This is a genomic window from Plantibacter sp. lyk4-40-MEA-4, from assembly GCF_030209415.1.
Taxonomy (GTDB): Bacteria; Actinomycetota; Actinomycetes; order Actinomycetales; family Microbacteriaceae; genus Plantibacter; species Plantibacter flavus_A.
This window is the reverse complement of the sequence record NZ_JARVSA010000002.1, coordinates 196,966-219,661: the sequence shown is the minus strand read 5'-3', so window position 1 is coordinate 219,661 and position 22,696 is coordinate 196,966. Positions and strand designations below refer to the sequence as shown.

Annotated in this window: 34 protein-coding genes; all 34 read left to right on the top strand. The window is 66.4% G+C overall.

Features of this window, described 5'->3' with window-relative positions; all coding sequences use genetic code 11:
• Window positions 1-25 precede the first annotated feature (25 nt).
• On the top strand, window positions 26-1,216 hold the full coding sequence (gene tuf, locus QRN44_RS03175) for an elongation factor Tu (protein ID WP_064296705.1): 1,191 nt from the start codon (window positions 26-28) through the stop codon (window positions 1,214-1,216).
• 175 nt (window positions 1,217-1,391) lie between these two features.
• On the top strand, window positions 1,392-3,206 hold the full coding sequence (locus tag QRN44_RS03170; protein ID WP_285038240.1) for a DUF4012 domain-containing protein: 1,815 nt from the start codon (window positions 1,392-1,394) through the stop codon (window positions 3,204-3,206).
• Between the two features lie 469 nt (window positions 3,207-3,675).
• On the top strand, window positions 3,676-3,984 hold the full coding sequence (gene rpsJ, locus QRN44_RS03165) for a 30S ribosomal protein S10 (protein WP_005050520.1): 309 nt from the start codon (window positions 3,676-3,678) through the stop codon (window positions 3,982-3,984).
• Window positions 3,985-4,008: 24 nt separating this feature from the next.
• The gene (gene rplC / locus QRN44_RS03160; protein ID WP_071259511.1) at window positions 4,009-4,662 is read left to right on the top strand and encodes a 50S ribosomal protein L3; all 654 of its coding nucleotides are present in this window, start codon (window positions 4,009-4,011) and stop codon (window positions 4,660-4,662) included.
• A gap of 4 nt (window positions 4,663-4,666) precedes the next feature.
• Window positions 4,667-5,332: a 50S ribosomal protein L4 gene (gene rplD / locus QRN44_RS03155; RefSeq protein ID WP_064296702.1), complete on the top strand. Its 666-nt coding sequence runs from the start codon at window positions 4,667-4,669 to the stop codon at window positions 5,330-5,332.
• Window positions 5,329-5,628 (top strand): 50S ribosomal protein L23, encoded by a 300-nt coding sequence (gene rplW, locus QRN44_RS03150; protein WP_056008147.1) that lies wholly within the window; start codon window positions 5,329-5,331, stop codon window positions 5,626-5,628. The genes rplD and rplW overlap by 4 nt, the downstream gene beginning before the upstream one ends.
• Window positions 5,629-5,656: 28 nt before the next feature.
• A complete protein-coding gene (gene rplB, locus QRN44_RS03145; RefSeq protein ID WP_064296701.1) occupies window positions 5,657-6,496 on the top strand; it encodes a 50S ribosomal protein L2 in 840 nt (279 codons plus the stop codon).
• Between the two features lie 12 nt (window positions 6,497-6,508).
• On the top strand, window positions 6,509-6,790 hold the full coding sequence (gene rpsS, locus QRN44_RS03140; protein ID WP_064296700.1) for a 30S ribosomal protein S19: 282 nt from the start codon (window positions 6,509-6,511) through the stop codon (window positions 6,788-6,790).
• Window positions 6,791-6,816: 26 nt separating this feature from the next.
• Window positions 6,817-7,209, top strand: coding sequence for a 50S ribosomal protein L22 (gene rplV, locus QRN44_RS03135; RefSeq protein ID WP_056008137.1), 393 nt, complete (start codon window positions 6,817-6,819; stop codon window positions 7,207-7,209).
• A complete protein-coding gene (gene rpsC, locus QRN44_RS03130) occupies window positions 7,209-7,997 on the top strand; it encodes a 30S ribosomal protein S3 (protein ID WP_064296699.1) in 789 nt (262 codons plus the stop codon). Before rplV ends, rpsC begins: the two co-directional genes overlap by 1 nt.
• 2 nt (window positions 7,998-7,999) lie before the next feature.
• Window positions 8,000-8,419 (top strand): 50S ribosomal protein L16, encoded by a 420-nt coding sequence (gene rplP, locus QRN44_RS03125; RefSeq protein ID WP_064296698.1) that lies wholly within the window; start codon window positions 8,000-8,002, stop codon window positions 8,417-8,419.
• Window positions 8,419-8,754 (top strand): 50S ribosomal protein L29, encoded by a 336-nt coding sequence (gene rpmC / locus QRN44_RS03120; RefSeq protein ID WP_064296697.1) that lies wholly within the window; start codon window positions 8,419-8,421, stop codon window positions 8,752-8,754. Before rplP ends, rpmC begins: the two co-directional genes overlap by 1 nt.
• Before the next feature lie 2 nt (window positions 8,755-8,756).
• Window positions 8,757-9,077, top strand: coding sequence for a 30S ribosomal protein S17 (rpsQ, locus tag QRN44_RS03115; protein WP_056008125.1), 321 nt, complete (start codon window positions 8,757-8,759; stop codon window positions 9,075-9,077).
• A gap of 31 nt (window positions 9,078-9,108) precedes the next feature.
• Complete coding sequence (gene rplN, locus QRN44_RS03110; protein WP_064296696.1) at window positions 9,109-9,477, top strand: 50S ribosomal protein L14; 369 nt, start codon at window positions 9,109-9,111, stop codon at window positions 9,475-9,477.
• Window positions 9,478-9,480: 3 nt separating this feature from the next.
• Complete coding sequence (gene rplX / locus QRN44_RS03105; protein WP_056008121.1) at window positions 9,481-9,840, top strand: 50S ribosomal protein L24; 360 nt, start codon at window positions 9,481-9,483, stop codon at window positions 9,838-9,840.
• Window positions 9,840-10,424, top strand: a complete 585-nt coding sequence (gene rplE / locus QRN44_RS03100; RefSeq protein WP_056008119.1) for a 50S ribosomal protein L5 — start codon at window positions 9,840-9,842, stop codon at window positions 10,422-10,424. The genes rplX and rplE overlap by 1 nt, the downstream gene beginning before the upstream one ends.
• 145 nt (window positions 10,425-10,569) lie before the next feature.
• Window positions 10,570-10,968: a 30S ribosomal protein S8 gene (rpsH, locus tag QRN44_RS03095; RefSeq protein WP_064296695.1), complete on the top strand. Its 399-nt coding sequence runs from the start codon at window positions 10,570-10,572 to the stop codon at window positions 10,966-10,968.
• A 6-nt stretch (window positions 10,969-10,974) separates the two neighbouring features.
• Window positions 10,975-11,511: a 50S ribosomal protein L6 gene (gene rplF / locus QRN44_RS03090; protein ID WP_064296694.1), complete on the top strand. Its 537-nt coding sequence runs from the start codon at window positions 10,975-10,977 to the stop codon at window positions 11,509-11,511.
• Window positions 11,512-11,513: 2 nt separating this feature from the next.
• A complete protein-coding gene (gene rplR, locus QRN44_RS03085) occupies window positions 11,514-11,873 on the top strand; it encodes a 50S ribosomal protein L18 (protein ID WP_285038239.1) in 360 nt (119 codons plus the stop codon).
• Between the two features lie 38 nt (window positions 11,874-11,911).
• A complete protein-coding gene (gene rpsE / locus QRN44_RS03080; RefSeq protein ID WP_229939737.1) occupies window positions 11,912-12,580 on the top strand; it encodes a 30S ribosomal protein S5 in 669 nt (222 codons plus the stop codon).
• The gene (gene rpmD, locus QRN44_RS03075; protein ID WP_079001710.1) at window positions 12,580-12,762 is read left to right on the top strand and encodes a 50S ribosomal protein L30; all 183 of its coding nucleotides are present in this window, start codon (window positions 12,580-12,582) and stop codon (window positions 12,760-12,762) included. Before rpsE ends, rpmD begins: the two co-directional genes overlap by 1 nt.
• On the top strand, window positions 12,762-13,358 hold the full coding sequence (gene rplO, locus QRN44_RS03070; RefSeq protein ID WP_079705265.1) for a 50S ribosomal protein L15: 597 nt from the start codon (window positions 12,762-12,764) through the stop codon (window positions 13,356-13,358). The genes rpmD and rplO overlap by 1 nt, the downstream gene beginning before the upstream one ends.
• A 93-nt stretch (window positions 13,359-13,451) precedes the next feature.
• Complete coding sequence (gene secY / locus QRN44_RS03065; protein WP_064296691.1) at window positions 13,452-14,780, top strand: preprotein translocase subunit SecY; 1,329 nt, start codon at window positions 13,452-13,454, stop codon at window positions 14,778-14,780.
• Window positions 14,777-15,385 carry an adenylate kinase gene (locus tag QRN44_RS03060; RefSeq protein WP_064296690.1) on the top strand — a complete coding sequence of 203 codons (609 nt, stop codon included), beginning with the start codon at window positions 14,777-14,779 and terminating at the stop codon, window positions 15,383-15,385. Before secY ends, QRN44_RS03060 begins: the two co-directional genes overlap by 4 nt.
• Window positions 15,386-15,406: 21 nt before the next feature.
• Window positions 15,407-16,246 (top strand): type I methionyl aminopeptidase, encoded by an 840-nt coding sequence (gene map, locus QRN44_RS03055; RefSeq protein WP_079001715.1) that lies wholly within the window; start codon window positions 15,407-15,409, stop codon window positions 16,244-16,246.
• A gap of 53 nt (window positions 16,247-16,299) precedes the next feature.
• Entirely contained in the window at window positions 16,300-17,184 is an 885-nt protein-coding gene (locus QRN44_RS03050; RefSeq protein ID WP_079001717.1) for an aminodeoxychorismate lyase, read from the top strand.
• Window positions 17,185-17,333: 149 nt separating this feature from the next.
• A complete protein-coding gene (gene infA, locus QRN44_RS03045; protein WP_017885304.1) occupies window positions 17,334-17,555 on the top strand; it encodes a translation initiation factor IF-1 in 222 nt (73 codons plus the stop codon).
• Window positions 17,556-17,635: 80 nt separating this feature from the next.
• Complete coding sequence (gene rpmJ / locus QRN44_RS03040; protein WP_021759549.1) at window positions 17,636-17,749, top strand: 50S ribosomal protein L36; 114 nt, start codon at window positions 17,636-17,638, stop codon at window positions 17,747-17,749.
• 162 nt (window positions 17,750-17,911) lie between these two features.
• Entirely contained in the window at window positions 17,912-18,286 is a 375-nt protein-coding gene (rpsM, locus tag QRN44_RS03035) for a 30S ribosomal protein S13 (RefSeq protein WP_064296688.1), read from the top strand.
• Window positions 18,287-18,327: 41 nt separating this feature from the next.
• Entirely contained in the window at window positions 18,328-18,726 is a 399-nt protein-coding gene (gene rpsK / locus QRN44_RS03030) for a 30S ribosomal protein S11 (protein WP_056008094.1), read from the top strand.
• Window positions 18,727-18,883: 157 nt separating this feature from the next.
• Window positions 18,884-19,876, top strand: a complete 993-nt coding sequence (locus QRN44_RS03025) for a DNA-directed RNA polymerase subunit alpha (protein WP_056008091.1) — start codon at window positions 18,884-18,886, stop codon at window positions 19,874-19,876.
• Window positions 19,877-19,920: 44 nt separating this feature from the next.
• Window positions 19,921-20,478 carry a 50S ribosomal protein L17 gene (gene rplQ, locus QRN44_RS03020; protein WP_071259502.1) on the top strand — a complete coding sequence of 186 codons (558 nt, stop codon included), beginning with the start codon at window positions 19,921-19,923 and terminating at the stop codon, window positions 20,476-20,478.
• Between the two features lie 94 nt (window positions 20,479-20,572).
• Window positions 20,573-21,586 carry a GNAT family N-acetyltransferase gene (locus QRN44_RS03015; protein WP_285038238.1) on the top strand — a complete coding sequence of 338 codons (1,014 nt, stop codon included), beginning with the start codon at window positions 20,573-20,575 and terminating at the stop codon, window positions 21,584-21,586.
• Window positions 21,576-22,520, top strand: coding sequence for a tRNA pseudouridine(38-40) synthase TruA (gene truA, locus QRN44_RS03010; protein WP_285038237.1), 945 nt, complete (start codon window positions 21,576-21,578; stop codon window positions 22,518-22,520). Before QRN44_RS03015 ends, truA begins: the two co-directional genes overlap by 11 nt.
• Window positions 22,521-22,696 lie beyond the last annotated feature (176 nt).

The window sequence follows — 22,696 nt, the reverse complement described above, 5'->3', positions numbered from 1 at the left end:
CACAACGTCCTGAGGAGGACTCACAGTGGCAAAGGCCAAGTTCGAGCGGACCAAGCCGCACGTCAACATCGGTACGATCGGTCACGTCGACCACGGCAAGACCACGCTCACCGCGGCGATCTCGAAGGTCCTGGCGGACAAGTTCCCGTCCGCGACCAACGTGCAGCGCGACTTCGCGTCGATCGACTCCGCGCCGGAAGAGCGTCAGCGTGGTATCACGATCAACATCTCGCACGTCGAGTACGAGACCCCGAAGCGCCACTACGCGCACGTCGACGCCCCCGGTCACGCCGACTACATCAAGAACATGATCACCGGTGCTGCGCAGATGGACGGCGCGATCCTGGTCGTCGCCGCCACTGACGGCCCGATGGCTCAGACGCGTGAGCACGTGCTGCTCGCCAAGCAGGTCGGCGTCCCCTACCTGCTCGTCGCGCTGAACAAGTCCGACATGGTCGACGACGAGGAGATCCTGGAGCTCGTCGAGCTCGAGGTCTCCGAGCTCCTCGCCTCGCAGGGCTTCGCTGAGGACGCACCGGTCGTCCGCGTCTCGGGCCTCAAGGCGCTCGAGGGCGACGAGAAGTGGGTGCAGAGCATCCTCGACCTCATGGACGCCGTGGACGCCAACGTCCCCGACCCCGTGCGCGACAAGGACAAGCCCTTCCTCATGCCGATCGAGGACGTCTTCACGATCACCGGTCGTGGAACCGTCGTCACGGGCCGCGCCGAGCGTGGCACGCTCGCGATCAACTCCGAGGTCGAGATCGTCGGCATCCGCCCGACGCAGAAGACGATCGTCACGGGTATCGAGATGTTCCACAAGCAGCTCGACGAGGCATGGGCCGGCGAGAACTGTGGTCTCCTGCTCCGTGGCACGAAGCGTGAAGACGTCGAGCGCGGCCAGGTCGTCGTCAAGCCGGGTTCGGTCACGCCGCACACGAACTTCGAGGGCACCGCGTACATCCTGTCCAAGGATGAGGGTGGGCGTCACAACCCGTTCTACGCGAACTACCGTCCGCAGTTCTACTTCCGCACCACCGACGTCACCGGCGTCATCACGCTGCCCGAGGGCACCGAGATGGTCATGCCCGGCGACACCACCGACATGACGGTTGAGCTGATCCAGCCCATCGCCATGGAGGTCGGCCTCGGTTACGCCATCCGTGAGGGTGGCCGCACCGTCGGCGCCGGCACCGTCACCAAGGTGCTCGCGTAAGCATCCGCTGACGCGAACCCCTGATCGACCTCAGGGTCGACACGGTTCCACACGAAGGGCCCGGAGCATTCCGCTCCGGGCCCTTCGTCGTGCGTGCTGTCGGCCGATCAGCGCCCGGCGACTCATATGTAAGATATCGGTCGACCCATTCTGTATCGAGCCGCCCGAGGTGACCGTGTCCCGTTCGTCCATCCGTCCGCGTCGTCTGTCGCGTCCACGTGTCCTGATCCCGGGCGTCTTCGTCCTGTCCATCCTGCTCGGCATCGCCGGAGCCACCGTATCGGCGGCGGTGGAAGCCATGTCCGTCCGGGACGAGCTCGCTTCGGTCCTGCCTGAGATCGAGGCGATCCGAGCGGGCGTCGATGGCGTCGGCACCGACGCGATCGATCCCGACGGCGTGCAGCGTGCCGGCGATGCGGTCGAGCGGGCACTGGCGTCGACGCAGCGGCCTGACTGGTGGCTCGCGGAACGCGTGCCCGTCTCCGGGGCCAACTTCGAGGCGGTGCGCACGGCCGTCGAGGCGGCGCACGTCGTCGTCGACGAGGTCGTCGAGCCGGTCCTCGGCCTGTCCCTCGACGGACTGGCGGTCGACGGTCGACTGGACACGGCGCGGGTGGGGAGCATCGCCCGCACCTCGGCGCGTGCGCTCGAGCGACTCGAGGAGCAGGTGGCGCGCCTCGACCGCCTCGACCGCTCGGTGCTCCTCCCGCAGGTGGCGTCGGCGCTGGTCGGGCTCGACGGTCCGCTGCGCGAGGCGTCACCGCTCGCTGCTCGGCTCGCACCGGTGCTTCGCGCGCTGCCCGGGTTCCTGGGGGAGGACGGGCCGCGAGACGTGGTCGTCCTGTTCCAGAACTCGGCGGAGAGCCGAGCCCTCGGGGGCATCGCGGGAGCTTCGGTGCTCGTGCACATCGAGGATGGGGTGCTCGGCGTGACGAGGACCCTCGGCGGCGCGGACTTCGTGTCGCACGCCGATCCGGTGGTGCCCCTCCCGGCCGATGCCGACGCGCTCTACCGGACCGAGGGATACGCTACCGCGGGCACCTCCATCCATGAGGTGACGGCGAGGCCGGACTTCCCCTACGGTGCGCAGGTGGCCTCGCGGCTCTGGCAGGAGAGTCAGGGCGTCACGCCCGATCTGGTGCTCGCCGTCGACCCGGTCGCGTTGTCCCACCTGTTGCGAGCGACGGGCCCCGTGGTCCTTGCCGACGGTACGGAGCTGTCGAGCGATACGGTGGTCGACGAACTCCTGAACGGTGTGTATCGGGATCATCCCGGTCTCAGCGACGAGGCGAACCGGGCGCAGGACGCCACCTTCACCGCCGTCGTCCAGGCGCTCACCTCGCAGCTGCAGGCGGGGTCCATGTCGGTCCCCCGGGCGATCGGCGGCTGGGTGCAGGCGGTCGACGAGCGGCGTCTGCTCGCCTGGAGTCCCGACCGCGTCGAGGAACGGGCGTTGGTGCTCGCCGGGGTCGCCGGCGGCCTGCCCGAGCGTTCGTCCCGTTCGGTGCCGTTCGGGCTGTACCTCTCGGACGCGGTCGGCTCCAAGCTCGAGTACTACCTCCGACAGCAGGTCCGTGTCCGTGCGGGCTCGTGCGACGTCGATGGGACGCGCACAGTGATGGTCGCGTCGCAACTCTCGAACACGATCGACACGGAGTCGGAGTTCGACACGGAGGCGTTCGACTACATCGCGGGGTTCTACGAGCGTGAGGGGCTCCCTCGTGGTTGGATGCGCCTGCGGGTCATGGCCTACGCGCCCGACGGTGCCGACATCCGCTCGGTTCGCGTGGACGGCACCGAGGTCCCGTACACGGCCGGATCGGACGACGGACGCCCGGTGGCCTACATGGTGGTGACGATCGCGCCGGGCGCGACGGTGACGCTCGACGTCGATGCGGACGTGTCCGGTGCGACGGTGGACGCCGTGCGGTTCCTGGGCACTCCGGGGGTGCGTCCGGTCGAGGTCGACAACGTCGTCGAGCCCTGCTGAGCAGCGGCGCCTCGGTGCTCGGGACGCCCGAGACTGGGCGGATCCTGACCATCCGACGCCCGCGACACGCCCGGGTTGCACGCATGGTGGATCCGTGGCAAACTAGTCCAGTTCAGTACTTCGGACGAGCGTGCCTGTGCGCGCTCCGGCGGATCACTGCCAGGTAGTGCATAGGAGCTCCCAGACGCGGCAACGCGACAGGGATCGAGCCTAGGCCGCGGGTAGCAGAACACCAATCACTTCATCGCAATCCAGGTCGTAGCAGTGCTACGCCCAGCGCCGACCACGAGTCGGGGTGGAACCCGGTGGATGACCACGAGGGTCGCAAGACACGAGTGGTCGTTGACAGCAGAACAGTGGTGCGACACCAGTAGTGCCAATGGCGTGGAGCAACCGAACGTTGCAAAGCGCACGATATGCGTCCAATACGGAGCGATCCGCATGACGCGAGACAGAGAGTGAGTCACACATGGCGGGACAGAAGATCCGCATCCGACTGAAGTCGTATGACCATGAGGTCATCGATACTTCGGCGCGCAAGATCGTCGACACGGTCACCCGTGCAGGCGCAACCGTCGTCGGCCCGGTGCCGCTTCCGACGGAGAAGAACGTGGTCTGCGTGATCCGTTCGCCGCACAAGTACAAGGACAGCCGGGAGCACTTCGAAATGCGCACCCACAAGCGTCTGATCGACATCATCGACCCGACCCCGAAGGCCGTCGACTCGCTCATGCGTCTCGACCTGCCGGCGGACGTCAACATCGAGATCAAGCTCTGAGCTCGGTAGAGACGGAAGGAAGACATGTCTAACACGAAGACCAGCAAGGGTCTGCTCGGCACCAAGCTCGGCATGACCCAGGTGTGGGACGAGAACAACAAGCTCGTCCCCGTCACCGTCATCGAGATCACGCCCAACGTGGTCACGCAGGTTCGCACCCCCGAGGTTGACGGCTACGACGCCGTGCAGATCGCGTACGGCCAGATCGATCCCCGCAAGGTCAGCAAGCCTGACGCGGGTCACTTCGACAAGGCCGGCGTGACGCCGCGTCGCCACCTCACCGAGGTGCGCACCGCCGACGCATCCGAGTACTCGCTCGGCCAGGAGCTCACCGTCGACGGTGTCTTCGAGGCCGGCCAGAAGGTCGACGTCGTCGGCACTTCGAAGGGTAAGGGTTTCGCCGGTGTCATGAAGCGTCACAACTTCAAGGGCATGGGCGCATCTCACGGTGCTCACCGCAACCACCGCAAGCCGGGCTCCATCGGCGCCTCCTCGACCCCGAGCCGTGTCTTCAAGGGCATGCGCATGGCCGGTCGTATGGGTGGCGAGCGCGTCACCGTGCTGAACCTCCGGGTTCACGCCATCGACGCCGAGAAGGGCCTGCTGCTCGTCAAGGGTGCCGTTCCCGGCGCTCGTGGCCGTATCGTATTCGTCCGCACCGCAGTGAAGGGAGCGTAGTTCCATGGCTATCGCTACTCTCGACGTGCTCGACACCAAGCTCAAGAAGGCCGGCACCGTCGACCTTCCTGCCGAGGTGTTCGACGTTCAGACCAACATCCCGCTCATCCACCAGGTGGTCGTCGCGCAGCTCGCTGCCGCCCGCCAGGGGACGCACAAGACCAAGCGCCGCGGCGAAGTGTCCGGTGCCGGCCGCAAGCCGTTCAAGCAGAAGGGTACGGGTAACGCTCGTCAGGGCTCCATCCGTGCACCTCAGATGACCGGCGGTGGCATCGTCCACGGTCCAGTGCCCCGCAACTACGCACAGCGCACCCCCAAGAAGATGATCGCCGCGGCTCTCCTCGGCGCCCTCTCCGACCGCGCACGCGGCAGCCGCCTGCACGTCGTCGACTCCCTCTCGATCGGTGAGAAGCCGTCGACGAAGGCCGTGTCCGAGTACCTGACGAACGTCGCTTCCTCGAAGCACGTCCTGATCGTCCTCCAGCGCGACGACGAGCTCAGCCTCCGCAGCGTCCGCAACCTGCAGAACGTGCACGTGCTGTCGTACGACCAGCTGAACGCATACGACGTGCTCGTCTCCGACGACATCGTCTTCACCAAGGCCGCCTTCGAGGCATTCGTCGCCAGCAAGACCGGCAACACGGCCGCAACCGAGGAGGTCTCGGCATGACCGCGATCAACAAGGACCCCCGCGACGTCATCTTCGCGCCGGTCGTCTCCGAGAAGAGCTACAGCCTGATCGACGAGGGCAAGTACACCTTCCTCGTCGACCCGCGCTCGAACAAGACCGAGATCAAGCTCGCCATCGAGAAGATCTTCGGTGTCGAGGTCGCTTCGATCAACACCCTCACCCGTCAGGGCAAGACCCGTCGCACCAAGTTCGGCACCGGCAAGCGCAAGGACACCAAGCGCGCCATCGTGTCGCTCAAGTCGGGTTCCATCGACATCTTCACGGCTGTTGGCTAAGACGGCCGGGAACGAAGAGGAATAAGAAATGGCTATTCGTAAGTACAAGCCCACGACTCCTGGTCGTCGCGGTTCGTCTGTCGCGGACTTCGCGGAGATCACCCGCACCACGCCGGAGAAGTCGCTGCTTCGTCCGTTGTCGAAGACCGGTGGTCGCAACAACCAGGGCCGCATCACGACGCGTCACATCGGTGGTGGCCACAAGCGCCAGTACCGTCTGATCGACTTCCGTCGCAACGACAAGGACGGCGTCAACGCCAAGGTCGCTCACATCGAGTACGACCCCAACCGCACCGCGCGTATCGCGCTGCTCCACTTCGTGGACGGCACCAAGCGCTACATCCTGGCTCCGAACAAGCTCAGCCAGGGCGACGTGGTCGAGTCGGGTGCCGGCGCGGACATCAAGCCCGGCAACAACCTGCCGCTGAAGAACATCCCCACCGGTACGGTCATCCACGCGATCGAGCTCCGTCCCGGCGGCGGCGCGAAGATGGCCCGCTCCGCGGGTGCATCGGTGCGTCTCGTCGCGAAGGACGGCCCGTACGCGCAGCTCCGTCTGCCGTCCGGCGAGATCCGCAACGTCGACCTGCGCTGCCGCGCCACCATCGGTGAGGTCGGCAACGCCGAGCAGTCGAACATCAACTGGGGTAAGGCCGGCCGTAAGCGCTGGCTGGGCGTCCGCCCGACCGTCCGTGGTGTCGCGATGAACCCGATCGACCACCCGCACGGTGGTGGTGAGGGCAAGACCTCCGGTGGACGTCACCCGGTCAGCCCGTGGGGCCAGAAGGAAGGCCGCACGCGCCACCCCAACAAGGAAAGCGACAAGCTCATCGTTCGTCGTCGTACCGCCGGCAAGAAGCGTAAGTAGGAGTAAGAGAAGATGCCACGCAGTCTCAAGAAGGGCCCCTTCGTCGACGACCACCTGCTCCGCAAGGTCGTCACGGCGAACGAGGCCAACAACAAGAACGTGATCAAGACCTGGTCGCGTCGATCGATGATCATCCCGGCGATGCTGGGTCACACCATCGCCGTCCACGACGGTCGCAAGCACATCCCGGTGTTCGTCACCGAGACGATGGTCGGGCACAAGCTCGGCGAGTTCGCGCCCACCCGCACCTTCCGTGGACACGTGAAGGACGACAAGAAGGGCCGTCGCCGCTAACGCGGTGACGTGAAGGAGGAAGAGAAATGGTGGAGTCGATCGCCCGCGTGCGACACATCCGCGTCACCCCCCAGAAGGCCCGTCGTGTCGTCGCGCTCATCCGTGGCAAGCAGGCTCAGGAGGCCTTGGCCATCCTGAAGTTCGCACCACAGAGCGCCAGCGAGCCCATCTACAAGCTCGTTGCCTCGGCCATCGCGAACGCTCGCGTCACGGCCGACAAGGACAACGTGTTCCTTGACGAGCAGGACCTGTACATCGCGAAGGCGTACGTCGATGAGGGTGCAACCCTCAAGCGTTTCCGTCCCCGCGCACAGGGCCGCGCGTTCCGCATCCTCAAGCGCACCAGCCACATCACCGTCGAGCTTTCGACGCCTGATGAGACTGCCGGCGCTGCCAAGGCCAAGAAGGTGAGCAAGTAATGGGTCAGAAAGTCAATCCATACGGCTTCCGTCTGGGAATCACGACCGACCACGTGTCGCGTTGGTTCTCCGACAGCACGAAGAAGGGTCAGCGTTACAGCGACTTCGTCGCGGAAGACGTCAAGATCCGCCGTCTGCTGGCGACCTCGCTCGACCGCGCTGGTGTCAGCCGCATCGAGATCGAGCGCACCCGTGACCGCGTCCGCGTCGACATCCACACCGCCCGTCCGGGCATCGTGATCGGTCGCCGTGGCGCCGAGGCCGAGCGCATCCGCGCCGACCTCGAGAAGCTCACGAAGAAGCAGATCCAGCTGAACATCCTCGAGGTCAAGAACCCCGAGGCCGACGCTCAGCTCGTCGCGCAGGGCATCGCCGAGCAGCTCTCCGCACGTGTGGCATTCCGCCGCGCGATGCGTAAGGGCCTGCAGGGCGCTCAGCGCACGTCCACCGTCAAGGGTGTCCGCATCCAGGTGTCCGGCCGCCTCGGCGGCGCCGAGATGAGCCGTTCCGAGTTCTACCGCGAAGGCCGGGTGCCGCTGCACACCCTCCGCGCGAACATCGACTACGGCTTCTACGAGGCGAAGACCACGTTCGGCCGTATCGGCGTGAAGGTCTGGATCTACAAGGGCGACATCACCAACAAGGAGCTTGCTCGCGAGCAGGCCAACCAGAAGTCGACGCGTCCGGAACGTCGCGACGGTGGCGACCGCCCCCGTCGGAACGCCGGTCCGAGCAGCGCCCCCAAGGCAGCTGCCGAGGCGCCCGCCGCCGCAGGAGTTGAGGCATAACCATGTTGATCCCACGCAAAGTCAAGCACCGGAAGCAGCACCACCCCGGCCGTTCCGGCCAGGCGACCGGTGGCACCAAGGTGTCGTTCGGTGAGTTCGGTATCCAGGCCCTGACGCCCGCTTACGTGACCAACCGTCAGATCGAGTCCGCTCGTATCGCCATGACGCGTCACATCAAGCGTGGCGGAAAGGTGTGGATCAACATCTACCCCGACCGTCCGCTGACCAAGAAGCCCGCCGAAACCCGCATGGGTTCCGGTAAGGGTTCGCCCGAGTGGTGGGTCGCGAACGTCAAGCCGGGTCGTGTGCTGTTCGAGGTCGCCGGAGTCGATGAGACCCTGGCCCGCGAGGCGCTGACCCGTGCAATCCACAAGCTGCCCCTCAAGGCACGCATCATCAAGCGCGAGGAGGGCGACGCATAATGGCGATCGGATCCAAGGAGCTCACCCCCGTCGAGCTCGACACCTTTGAAGACCAGCGCCTCATCGAGGAGCTCCGCAAGGCCAAGGAAGAGCTGTTCAACCTGCGCTTCCAGTCGGCCACGGGGCAGCTCGAGAACCACGGCCGCCTGCGCGCCGTGAAGCGCGACATCGCTCGCATCTACACGGTCATCCGTGAGCGCGAGCTCGGCATCCGGGCCACGCCGACCGTCGAGGTCGTCGAGGCCAAGGCCGAGAAGAAGACCAAGAAGGCCAAGGCCGCACCGAAGTCCGAGGACACCGCTGCAGCCGACGCCGAGACCACGAAGGAGGCCTAGACATGGCTACCGCTACTGACAAGGCCCCCGAGGGTCACGAGTCGGCCGAGCACGACGTCAAGGACGCCGCTGCTCGTGGCTACCGCAAGACCCGCCGTGGTCTGGTGACCAGCGACAAGATGGAGAAGACCATCGTCGTCGAGGTCGAGGACCGCGTGAAGCACCCGCTCTACGGCAAGGTCATCCGCCGCACCTCCAAGGTCAAGGCTCACGACGAGGCGAACTCCGCCGGCATCGGCGACCTCGTCCTGATCAGCGAGACCCGCCCCACCAGCGCCACCAAGCGCTGGCGTCTGGTCGAGATTCTCGAGAAGGCCAAGTAGGCCTCGCGGCTTACTGAGAGGAAAGCGAACAATGCTTCAGCAAGAATCACGAGTCAAGGTCGCCGACAACACCGGCGCCAAGGAGCTCCTGACCATTCGCGTGCTCGGTGGCTCCGGCCGCCGCTACGCGGGCCTCGGTGACACCATCGTCGCGACCGTCAAGGACGCGATCCCCGGTGGCAACGTCAAGAAGGGCGACGTCGTCAAGGCGGTCATCGTCCGCACCCGCAAGCAGACCCGTCGTTCCGACGGTTCGTACATCAAGTTCGACGAGAACGCCGCTGTCATCCTGAAGGCTGACGGGGACCCCCGTGGTACCCGCATCTTCGGACCGGTCGGTCGCGAGCTTCGTGACAAGAAGTTCATGAAGATCGTCTCGTTGGCGCCGGAGGTTATCTAAGTCATGGCAAAGATCAAGAAGGGCGACCTGGTTCAGGTCGTCTCCGGCCCGAAGCAGGACCGCGGTGGTTACCGCGGCAAGCAGGGTCGCGTCATCGAGGTCCTGGCGGACAAGAACCGGGTGATCGTGGAGGGCGTCAACTACGTCACGAAGCACTCCCGTGTCGGCCAGACCCAGCGTGGAACGAAGACCGGCGGCATCGAGACCGTCGAGGCTTCGATCCACATCTCCAACGTCGCGCTCGTCGACCCGGAGACCAAGGGACCGACCAAGGTCGGCCACCGCAACGAGGAAGTCACGAAGGACGGCGTCACCAAGACGGTCCGCGTTCGTTACGCCAAGAAGTCAGGTAAGGACCTGTAATGACCGACACAGAAGTGGCGACTGGCAAAATCCAGCCCCGTCTCAAGCAGAAGTACCGCGCTGAGATCCTTCCGCAGCTGCAGAAGGACTTCGGCTTCACGAACGTGCACCAGGTGCCCGGACTCGTGAAGGTCGTCGTCAACACCGGTGTGGGCGAGGCCGCTCGCGACAGCAAGGTCATCGACGGCGCTGTTTCGGACCTCACCAAGATCACCGGCCAGAAGCCGCAGGTCACCAAGGCACGCAAGTCCATCGCGCAGTTCAAGCTGCGCGAGGGTCAGCCCATCGGCGCTCACGTCACGCTTCGTGGCGACCGCGCGTGGGAGTTCCTCGACCGCCTGCTGAGCCTCGCTCTTCCGCGTATCCGCGACTTCCGCGGTCTCTCGGACAAGCAGTTCGACGGCAACGGCAACTACACCTTCGGTCTCCAGGAGCAGTCGATGTTCCACGAGATCGACCAGGACAAGATCGATCGTGTCCGCGGCTTCGACATCACCGTCGTGACCACGGCCAAGAACGACGACGAGGGTCGCGCGCTGCTCAAGGCGCTCGGCTTCCCGTTCAAGGCGGCTGAGTCCAAGTAGGCTGAGCTTCTGCCCGGTCCTCGGTGTATGTCGAGGACCGGGCTTCCGCCCGTTCGGGGCACTCCTGCCCAGAACGGTTCAACCACCACAGGTCGGCACCCTTGCACAGGATGTCGAAACCTGGTGAACAAAGGAAACACTCGATATGACCATGACAGATCCGGTCGCAGACATGCTGACCAGACTGCGCAATGCGAACTCGGCGCACCACGACACCGTGTCGATGCCGCACTCCAAGCTCAAGGTGAACATCGCCGAGATCCTCAAGTCCGAGGGCTACATCTCCGGCTGGGAGGTCGCTGACGCGGCCGTCGGACAGACGCTCTCGCTGAGCCTGAAGTTCGGCCCGAACCGCGAGCGCTCCATCGCCGGCATCAAGCGCGTCTCGAAGCCCGGCCTCCGCGTCTACGCGAAGTCGAACGAGATCCCCAAGGTCCTCGGCGGCCTCGGCGTCGTCATCCTGTCCACCTCCAGCGGCCTCCTCACGGACCGCCAGGCCGAGAAGAAGGGCGTGGGTGGGGAAGTCCTCGCCTACGTGTGGTAGCCAGTCATGTCTCGTATTGGAAGACTCCCCATCGACATCCCGGCAGGCGTCACCATCGACGTCGCCGGTCAGAACGTCACCGTCAAGGGCCCGAAGGGTGAGCTCCAGCTCACCGTCGCGAGCCCCATCGAGGTCAAGCTCGAAGACGCACAGCTGCTCGTCACGCGTCCCGACGACGAGCGCAACTCGCGCTCGCTCCACGGCCTGACCCGCACGCTCATCGCGAACCAGATCATCGGCGTCACCCAGGGCTACACCAAGGGCCTCGAGGTCGTCGGTACCGGTTACCGCGTCGCTCAGAAGGGCAGCGCCGTCGAGTTCGCGCTCGGCTTCTCGCACCCCGTCACCGTCGAGCCGCCGGTCGGCATCACGCTGACCGTCGAGGGCAACAACAAGCTCACGGTCGCCGGTATCGACAAGCAGGCCGTCGGCGAGGTCGCCGCCAACATCCGTAAGATCCGCAAGCCCGAGCCGTACAAGGGCAAGGGTGTGCGCTACGCCGGCGAGATCGTGCGTCGCAAGGCCGGAAAGGCTGGTAAGTAACCATGGCTCGTCCAACGAAGACTGCCGCACGTGGCCGTCGCCACACGCGTCTGCGCAAGAAGGTCGAGGGCACCGCGGTCCGTCCGCGCCTCGTCGTCAACCGTTCAGCCCGTCACGTGTTCGTGCAGGTTGTCGATGACACGAAGGGTCACACCCTCGTCTCCGCCTCGACCATGGAGGACACCCTCCGGACGTTCGACGGCGACAAGACCGCCAAGTCGCGCAAGGTCGGCGAACTCATCGCCGAGCGTGCCAAGGCAGCCGGCATCGCCGATGTCGTATTTGACCGTGGAGGCAACCGCTACGCAGGTCGCGTGGCAGCAATTGCCGATGGTGCTCGAGAGGGCGGATTGAACCTGTGAGCGAAGACAACAAGCAGCAGCAAGAGCCTGTGGCGACCGTGGCCGAGGCCCCGGTCGAGACCGCGGCATCGACGGCGCCCACCGGCGACCGCGAGCCGCGCGAGGCGCGCCGCGGAGGCCGTGAGCGCAACCCCAACCGCGACCGCGGTAGCCGCGACAGCGACAAGAGCCAGTTCCTGGAGCGCGTCGTGACCATCAACCGTGTCTCGAAGGTCGTGAAGGGTGGTCGTCGCTTCAGCTTCACCGCCCTCGTGGTCGTCGGTGACGGCAACGGCATGGTCGGCGTCGGCTACGGCAAGGCCCGCGAAGTCCCGCTCGCGATCGCGAAGGGCGTCGAAGAGGCGAAGAAGAACTTCTTCCGCGTCCCGCGCGTCGGCTCGACCATCCCGCACCCCACCCAGGGTGAGGCAGCAGCCGGTGTGGTGCTCCTGCGCCCCGCCGCCGCTGGTACCGGTGTCATCGCCGGTGGTCCCGTCCGCGCCGTCCTCGAGTGCGCCGGCATCCACGACGTGCTGAGCAAGTCGCTCGGTTCGTCCAACACGATCAACATCGTCCACGCGACCGTCACGGCGCTGAAGCAGCTCGAGGAACCTCGTGCCGTCGCAGCCCGTCGTGGTCTCGAGTTCGACCAGGTCGCTCCGGCCCGCCTGCTCCGTGCAGAGGCAGAGGCCGTTCAGGCGGCCGCTGCTGCGAAGGTAGGTGCCTGATGGCCCAGCTGAGGATCACCCAGATCAAGGGCAGAATTAGTGAGAAGCAGAACCAGCGCGACACGCTTCGCAGCCTGGGTCTCCGTCGCATCGGTGCTGTCGTCGTCCGCCCGGACAACGCGCAGAACCGCGGCTACGTGAACACTGTTGCTCACCTCGTACAGGTTGAGGAGATCGACTAATGGCTGAGAAGAACGAAACCACTGAGGAGAAGGCCCCCAAGGCCGCTGCCAAGGCAGCTCCGAAGACGGCTGCCGCGAAGGCCGAGCCCAAGGCGAAGGCGGCCCCCAAGGCCGCTGCAGCCAAGAAGCCCGCGAAGGACGAGCCCGCCGAGAAGCGCGAGCAGGTCCTGAAGGTGCACCACCTGCGTCCGGCCGCCGGGGCCAAGAAGTCCCGGATGCGCGTGGGCCGTGGTGAGGCGTCCAAGGGTAAGACCGCCGGTCGCGGTACCAAGGGTACGAAGGCGCGTTACAACGTCAAGGTCGGCTTCGAGGGTGGGCAGATGCCGCTGCACATGCGCACCCCGAAGCTCCGTGGCTTCAAGAACCCCTTCCGCGTCGAGTACCAGGTCGTGAACCTGGAGAAGCTCGCCGAGCTGTACCCGAAGGGTGGCGACGTCACCACGGTGGACCTCGTCGCCAAGGGTGCCGTCCGGAAGAACGAGAAGGTCAAGGTTCTCGGAAACGGTGACATCTCGGTTAAGCTGAATGTCGCGGTTGACAAGGTCTCCGGCTCAGCTGAGCAGAAGATCGTGGCAGCCGGGGGCAGCGTCAAGTAGCCCTCGGCCGGCTCCGCACAGGAGCTCACTCGGGTGGCCGGCATCATGCCGGTCACCCGGGCCGACCCCGCAACATCTCACAGGAGGCCCCTTTTGTTCAGCGCCATCGGCCGGATCTTCCGGACCCCGGATCTTCGTCGCAAGATCGGGTTCACACTCGGAATCATCGCCATCTACCGGCTGGGGTCCTTCATCCCCGCTCCGTTCGTGAACTTCCCGAACGTGCAGCAGTGCCTCGCGAACCAGCAGGCCGCCGGCGCATCAGGCCTCTACGAGCTCGTCAACCTCTTCAGTGGTGGCGCGCTCCTCCAACTCTCCATCTTCGCGCTGGGCATCATGCCCTACATCACCGCGTCGATCATCGTCCAGCTCCTCCGCGTGGTCATCCCGCACTTCGAGACGCTGCACAAAGAAGGCCAGGCCGGCCAGGGCAAGCTGACGCAGTACACGCGGTACCTCACGATCTTCCTCGGCATCCTCCAGTCGACGACGCTCATCACGGTCGCCAAGAGCGGCGCACTGTTCGGCAACCAGGGCGGCGTCTGCGCCGACCTCATCACCGCCCAGGGCGGCACCTGGTACGGCATGCTCCTCATGGTCGTCACCATGACCGCGGGCACCGGCCTCGTCATGTGGATGGCCGAGCTCGTCACCGAGCGCGGCGTCGGCAACGGCATGTCGCTCCTCATCTTCACCTCGATCGCAGCCACGTTCCCGGGCTCGCTGGCCGCCATCTGGACCGCGAAGGGCCCGGAGGTCTTCCTCCTCGTGCTCGCCGTCGGCCTCGTGATCGTCGGACTCGTCGTCTTCGTCGAGCAGTCGCAACGTCGCATCCCCGTGCAGTACGCGAAGCGCATGGTCGGACGCCGGACGTATGGCGGCAACAACACCTACATCCCCATCAAGGTCAACATGGCCGGTGTGGTGCCCGTCATCTTCGCGTCGTCGATCCTGTACCTGCCGGCCCTCATCGCGCAGTTCAACCAGCCGACGACCGGCACTCCGGCGCCCTGGGTCCTGTGGATCCAGCAGTACCTCACCAAGGGTGACCACCCGCTGTACATGCTCATGTACTTCCTGCTCATCGTCGGCTTCACCTACTTCTACGTCGCGATCACCTTCAACCCTGAAGAGGTCGCCGACAACATGAAGAAGTACGGCGGGTTCATCCCGGGCATCCGTGCCGGACGCCCGACGGCCGAGTACCTCGACTACGTGCTGACCCGAGTGACCCTGCCCGGATCGATCTACCTGGGGTTGATCGCCCTCCTGCCGCTCATCGCGCTTGCCCTGGTCGGTGCGAACGCGAACTTCCCGTTCGGTGGGGCGTCGATCCTCATCATCGTGGGTGTCGGACTCGAGACGGTCAAGCAGATCGACTCGCAACTCCAGCAGCGCCACTACGAAGGGCTCCTGCGTTGAGCGCGGCGGCCGGCAAGCCCCGCCTGCTCATCGTCGGTCCTCCGGGATCCGGCAAGGGCACCCAGGCGGCCTTCCTCGCGGAGCGCTTCGACATCCCCGCGATCTCGACGGGCGACATCTTCCGCGCGAACATCAAGGAGGGTACGGCGCTCGGGAAGCAGGTCCAGGCGATCGTGAGCGAGGGCGGGTACGTCCCCGACTCCTTGACGAACGAGATCGTCCGCGACCGGCTCCACCAGCCTGACGCCGTCGAGGGGTTCCTGCTCGACGGGTACCCGCGGACCACCGACCAGGTCGTCGCGCTCGACGCTCTGCTCGCAGAGAACGACGCGAGCCTGGACGCCGTCGTGCAGCTGCAGGCCGACACGGAAGAGGTCGTCTCACGACTCCTCAAGCGTGCCGCCGAGCAGGGTCGCACCGACGACACGGAGGAGGTCATCCGCCACCGGCTCGACCTCTACGCGCACGAGACCGCGCCGCTGATCGAGGTCTTCACGGCCCGGGGGCTCGTCGTGGCAGTCGACGGCCTCGGCGAGGTCGATGACGTGACCGCGCGGATCGACGCGGCCCTCGCCGCTCGCGGCATCATCGTTCCGGCCGTCTGACGCACCGACACATCCATCACGGTGTTCCGGAAGTCGATCTACAAGACCCCTGACCAGATCCGCGCCATGATCGCGCCGGGGCTGGCCACCGCGGCTTCGCTCGATGCGGTGCGTGCGCTCGTCGCCCCCGGGGTGACGACGCTGCAACTCGACGCGGCTGCCGAGGCGGCGATCGTCGCGGCCGGCGGGCACTCCAACTTCAAGCTCGTCCCCGGCTACCGGCACACGGTCTGCACCTCGGTCAACGAGGACGTGGTCCACGGCATCCCCGGGTCACGCGTGCTGCAGGCGGGCGACATCGTGTCGATCGACAGCGGCGCCGAGATCGACGGCTGGAACGGCGACTCCGCGATGACCATCGTGCTCACCGATCCCACGCGCCCGGAGCTCGTCACCGAGCGCGAGCGCCTCTCGGCGGTGACGGAGGGCTCGCTGTGGGCCGGGATCGCCGAACTCGCGACCGCCCGACACCTGAACCAGGTCGGTGCCGCGATCGAGGAGTACGTCGAGGACCACTCACCCGAGGGGAAGCCCTACGGGATCCTCACGGACTACGTCGGGCACGGCATCGGACGCACGATGCACGAGGCACCGCCGGTGTTCAACTACCGGGTCCGTCAGCGCGGACCCGAAGTGAAGCCCGGACTCGTGGTGGCCATCGAACCCATGGTGGTCGCCGGGAGCCCCGACACCTTCGTCCGCGACGACGAATGGACGGTCGCCACGCTGGACGGTGGCTCGGCGGCGCACTGGGAGCACAGCGTCGCCGTGCACCGCGACGGCATCTGGGTCCTGACCGCTCACGATGGCGGGGCCGCGGCCCTCGCCGCCTTCGGCGTCACCCCGGTCCGTCCAGCCTGACCGCCCGCCAGGTCGCCGGACGGACCTCGTCCGTCCCGGTAGAGTTGCTCGGCATGAGCGTGCCGATCGTGTTCCTTCTCGACGTCCTCCCCGCAGACACCGTCCTCGACGACGCCGACCTCGCGGCCACGATCACGCCGGCCGGCGACGGGTCCGGCGTCTTGAGCGTCTTCGATCTGGGTCCCGCGCGGGGGGACGGGATCTTCGAGACGATCGGTGTCGTCGGCCGGCACCCGCAGTCGGTCGAGGCGCACCTCGACCGGCTGACCGAGTCGGCGGCGATCCTCGATCTGCCTGCGCCGAACCACGCTCAGTGGCGAGTCGCCATCGCCCGCGCGGTCGCGGAACTCCCCGTCGTCGATCAGAGCGCCGTCCGACTCGTCGTGACGCGGGGGAGTGGCGGACGCCCGACCGCGTGGGTCTCGGCGACGCCGGCTGACGGGTTCCCCGAGCGCGAGAACGGCATCGAGGTCGTCCTGCTCGACCGAGGCCTCGCGAGCGACGTGCAGCAGCGTTCGCCGTGGCTGCTCGCTGGTGCCAAGACGCTGTCGTACGCGGTCAACATGGCCGCGCTCCGTGAGGCGCACCGTCGCGGAGCTGACGACGTGCTCTTCGTCAGCAGCGACGGCTTCGTCCTCGAGGGCCCGACCTCCACCGTGGTCGTGCGGATCGACGGGACCTTCGTGACGCCGCCGCCGTCGAGCGGCATCCTCCCCGGCACCACGCAGCTGGCGCTCTGGGCCCATCTCGAGGAGCAGGGGCTCGCGCACGAGTACCGGATGCTGACACCGGAGGACGTGCTCGACGCGGAAGCGGCGTGGCTGCTCTCCAGCGTCCGACTGGCAGCGCCGGTGCGTGCGGTGGACGGACGTGCGCTGGCGATGGACGCCGGTCTCACGACGCAGATCAACGATGCGCTGCTCTCCCGCACCGACTGAGAGGTCGTGGCCGACGTTGAGTTGGCGAAACCCGGGAACATAGCATAGAATCGATCTTTGGTGCTTTCTGCATGCCTTCGGCGAGCCGACATCCGCACCGCAATCCATCCGCACGACCAGTGCGACTCAACCTGAGCGACAGTGAGGCTATGGCCAAAAAAGACGGCGTCATCGAGATCGAGGGCCAAGTGGTCGAGGCTCTGCCCAACGCGATGTTCCGCGTTGAGCTGACCAACGGACACAAGGTACTTGCCCACATTTCGGGCAAAATGCGTCAGCACTACATCCGCATCCTCCCAGAGGACCGCGTGATCGTGGAACTGACCCCCTACGACCTGACCCGTGGTCGGATCGTCTACCGCTACAAGTAGGTCGCGCTGTAAGTAACGGCCGGACGCGCCTCCACCACCCGGTGGTGGGCCCGGCACGATGACAGCGAAAAGAGAGAACTATGAAGGTCAAGCCCAGCGTCAAGAAGATCTGCGACAAGTGCAAGGTCATCCGTCGCAACGGCCGCGTCATGGTCATCTGCGAGAACCCGCGCCACAAGCAGCGCCAGGGTTGATCTCAGAGGACCTGCAGCACGCAGCCCTGAGCAACACAGCACCACCCCTCTAACGGCAGTTCCAGATCCCGCAGCACATCGTGCGCCGCGGGTGACACCTCGGGTCGGAGGCCCGAGCACCGGAACTGCTCCACACCTCCACAACTCCTAGGAGAAGCCACCATGGCACGTCTCGCCGGCGTAGACATCCCACGCGACAAGCGCGTGGAAGTTGCACTGACGTACATCTACGGTGTTGGCCGCACGCGGTCACTCAAGACCCTCGCCGACACCGGCATCAGCGGAGACATCCGCGTGAAGGATCTCACCGATGACCAGCTGATCGCCCTGCGCGATTACATCGAGGGCACCTTCAAGGTCGAGGGTGACCTCCGCCGTGAGGTCGCCGCCGACATCCGCCGCAAGGTGGAGATCGGGTCCTACCAGGGCATCCGTCACCGTCGTGGACTTCCGGTCCGCGGCCAGCGCACCAAGACCAACGCGCGCACCCGCAAGGGCCCGAAGCGCACCGTCGCCGGCAAGAAGAAGGCTCGCTAGGCCCCGCCTAGTCGCCTCGTCATAGGACTCAGGAGATATTCATGGCAGCACCAAAGTCGGCCGTTCGGAAGCCGCGTAAGAAGGAAAAGAAGAACATCGCCGTGGGCCAGGCCCACATCAAGTCGACGTTCAACAACACGATCGTCTCGATCACCGACCCCTCGGGCGCGGTCATCAGCTGGGCTTCGTCCGGTGGCGTCGGCTTCAAGGGTTCGCGTAAGTCGACCCCGTTCGCCGCACAGCTCGCCGCCGAGTCGGCTGCGCGTCAGGCGCAGGAGCACGGCATGAAGAAGGTCGACGTCTTCGTCAAGGGACCCGGCTCCGGCCGCGAGACCGCGATCCGTTCGCTCCAGGCCGCGGGCCTCGAGGTCGGCTCGATCAACGACGTCACGCCTCAGGCACACAACGGCTGCCGCCCCCCGAAGCGTCGCCGCGTCTAATTCCTTCGGTTCACCGGCCGTGATCCGTCCGTAGCGATCGTCTGATCGCCGCGGACGGATCACGGCATGGTCCTGGTGACCAGGGCCAGCGAACACCATTCACTACCTCGCCAACGCAAGTGTCATATAGCGGACACTTAGCCGAAAGGAATCCATAGTGCTCATCGCACAGCGCCCTACGCTCACCGAAGAATCCATCTCGGAGTTCCGCAGCCGGTTCATCATCGAGCCGCTCGAGCCAGGCTTCGGGTACACCCTCGGGAACTCGCTCCGTCGCACCCTGCTGTCGTCCATCCCGGGTGCAGCCGTCACCAGCATCCGCATCGACGGCGTGCTGCACGAGTTCAGCACGATCCCCGGTGTCAAGGAAGACGTCACCGAGATCATCCTGAACATCAAGGGCCTCGTCGTCTCCAGCGAGCACGACGAGCCGATCACGGCGTACCTCCGCAAGACCGGCGCAGGCCAGGTCACCGCAGCGGACATCTCGGCTCCGGCCGGCGTCGAGGTCCACAACCCGGACCTCGTCATCGCGACCCTCAACGACAAGGCGAAGTTCGAGCTCGAGCTCACGATCGAGCGTGGCCGCGGCTACGTGTCGGCCACGCAGAACCGCAACGAGTTCAGCGAAGCCGGTCAGATCCCCGTCGACTCGATCTACTCGCCCGTCCTCAAGGTGACCTACCGCGTCGAGGCGACTCGTGCCGGTGAGCGCACCGACTTCGACCGCCTGGTCGTCGACGTCGAGTCGAAGCCGGCCATCACGCCGCGCGACGCCATCGCGTCGGCCGGTCGCACGCTGACCGAGCTGTTCGGCCTGGCTCGCGAGCTCAACACCGCCGCAGAGGGCATCGAGATCGGCCCCGCGCCGGTCGACGCCGTGCTGCCGGGTGAGCTCTCGATCCCGATCGAGGACCTCGACCTCTCCGTGCGCTCGTACAACTGCCTCAAGCGCGAGGGCATCAACAACGTCAGCGAGCTCGTCGCGCTGTCGGAGACGCAGCTCATGAACATCCGCAACTTCGGACAGAAGTCGGTGGATGAAGTTCGCGACAAGCTCACCGAAATGGGCCTCTCGCTGAAGGACTCGGTTCCCGGGTTCGACGGCGCCCACTTCTACAGCGGCTACGACGACGAGACCGTCTCCTAGCACGCGATCCACCTGACGACTTTCCAACCTGAAGAGAGACAAGAATGCCTACTCCCACCAAGGGACCCCGCCTCGGAGGCGGACCTGCCCACGAGCGTCTCCTGCTCGCCAACCTCGCTGCTGCGCTGTTCACCCACAAGCGCATCCAGACCACCGAGACCAAGGCGAAGCGCCTGCGTCCGCTCGCTGAGCGCCTGATCACCTTCGCGAAGCGCGGCGACCTGCACGCCCGCCGTCGGGTGCTCGCGACCATCACCGACAAGAGCGTCGTCCACGAGCTCTTCACGGAGATCGCGCCCCTCGTCGCCGACCGTCAGGGTGGCTACACGCGCATCATCAAGACCGGTTACCGCAAGGGCGACAACGCTCCGATGGCCGTGATCGAGCTCGTCCTCGAGCCCGTCACGCCGAAGGCGAAGCCGGCCAAGCAGTCCGCGAAGCACGCCGCAGCGCCGGTCGACGAGGCTCCGGCCGAGGAGACCCCCGCCGAGGTCGAGGCCGACGCAGAGGCGACGGAAGCCGTCGAGGCGACCGAGACCGACGGCGAGTCCGTCGACGCCGGCGAGGCCACCGACGAGGCTCCCGCGAAGGACGCCAAGTAGGTTCAGCGACACACGAACGGAACCCCGCCCTCCACCTGGAGAGCGGGGTTCCGTCGTTCCTGGCGGCGCTGCGACGGTGTCCTAGGCTGGAGACATGAGTGCCACTCCCGCCGTCCCGGCCGGCCAGCCGGCCCTGCCACAGCACCCCGACGTCGACCGATGGCGTCCGGCGGTCCGCGCGGACATCGACGACATCGTGGCGCTGTGCCGCGCCATGGATCCGTTCGACAACCCCCACCGGGTGACGAGCCGCGACGAGATCGCGGACGAGTTCGACCACGCGTGGATCGACATGGCTGCGGACAGCCTGCTGGCGATCGCAGCCGACGGCACGCTGGTCGCCTACGCGATGGTGATCCTGTCGCCCTCACGAGACGTGTCCGTCTATTCATACGTCTTCGGCGGCGTGCATCCCGCATGGCGTGAGCGGGGGATCGGCCGAGCGGTGCTCGCGTGGTCGATGGAACGGTCCGAGCAGCAGCTGGCTTCCGTGGAGACGGGTGCCCCAGCTTCGTCCCGTGCCTACGTCGACGAACGGAACCCGGGGGCGGCGCGGCTGTTGGAGCGGTTCGGCTTCGTCGTGGCGCGGTACTTCACGATCATGGAACGCGATCTCTCCGCGCCCGTCGACGAGATCGACGTGCCCGACGGTGTCCGGCTCGAGGCGTACCACCCGGACGTGGCCGAACGCACGAGACAGGCTCGGAACGACTCGTTCCGGGATCACTGGGGCAGCCTGGAGACGGTCCCGGCGATATGGGAGCAGTTCGTCGGCGGGTCCCACTTCCGAGCCGACCTCTCCGTGGTGGCGATCGACGACGACGGACGGGTCGTCGGCTTCACGCTGGCCGAGGTGGACGAGGACAGCTGGTCCGCGCAAGGGTTCACCAGCGCGTACATCGCCCTCGTCGGGACCGTGCGCGACTGGCGTGGCCGACGACTCGCACCGGCACTGCTCGCCACGGCGCTTCGTCGGATCCAGGCAGCCGGCCTCGAGCGGGCGACGCTGGAGGTCGACACGGCCAGCCCCACGGGTGCACTCGGGCTGTACGAACGACAGGGCTTCGTCGCGACGACGCGTGATCTGGCGTACGTCCGTGAGCGCTGAGCAGGTCGCGGCAGCGGACGTCCTCCCGACCCAGCGGTTCCGGCTCGCCATCGCGTACGACGGCACGGACTTCGCCGGATGGGCGAAGCAGCCGGGGCTCCGGACGGTCGAGGGGGTCCTGGAGGAGGCGCTGTATCGCGTGCTCGGCAAGACCGTCCCGCCGATGCCACGGTTCGTGGTGGCCGGACGGACTGATGCCGGCGTGCATGCGGCCGGTCAGGTGGCGCACCTCGACCTCACCGAGCCGCAGCTCGCGAAGATCACGCGATTGCAGGGGCGCCACGCCGAGTTCCACGACGGTACGCCGCGGAACGAGACCGCGAGCTCCCTGCTCGTGCGTCGACTGAACGGCGTGCTCGGGATGGACCGCGACGTCGTGATCCATACGGCGGAACCGGCGTCGGATGGCTTCGACGCGCGCTTCTCGGCTGTCTGGCGTCACTACCGCTACCGCCTCGCGGACGCCGACGTCCGCAAGGACCCGATCCTCCGGCGGACGACGAGCTGGACGACGGCGTCGCTCGACGTCGAGCTGCTCCACCGGGCGGCCACCTCGCTCGTGGGGCTCCACGACTTCCAGGCGTACTGCAAACCGAGACCACGCGCGACGACCATCCGGACCCTGCAGTCCTTCAGCTGGGAGCGGGACGAAGCGGGCGTGCTCGTGGCGAGCCTCACCGCCGACGCGTTCTGCCACAGCATGGTGCGGGCGCTCGTCGGCGCCTGCGTCGCCGTAGGGGAGGGGCGCATGTCGCTCGACGAGGTCGTCCGGCTCCGCGACGGCGGGCGGCGGGAGGTCGACTTCCGGGTGATGCCGGCGCGCGGGCTCACCCTCGTCGAGGTCGGTTACCCCGAGCCGGGGCTGCTGCACGCGCGGGCCGCCGAGACCCGTCAGCGGCGGAGCCACGAGCACGTGGAAGCGAGCGCCGAGTGAGGTTCCCGGTGGGAATTGACCGCCGGGACGTCGTCGCGTAGACTCTCCCGTTGGTGCCTGCGCCTTCTGCGGCGCGGTACCCGAAGTTGAGCCCTCCACCTCGGGCGTTCCGTTCGGAACACCCAACAGGAGCGGGATTCACGAACGACCAACTCCGACCAGAAAGCAGCACTATT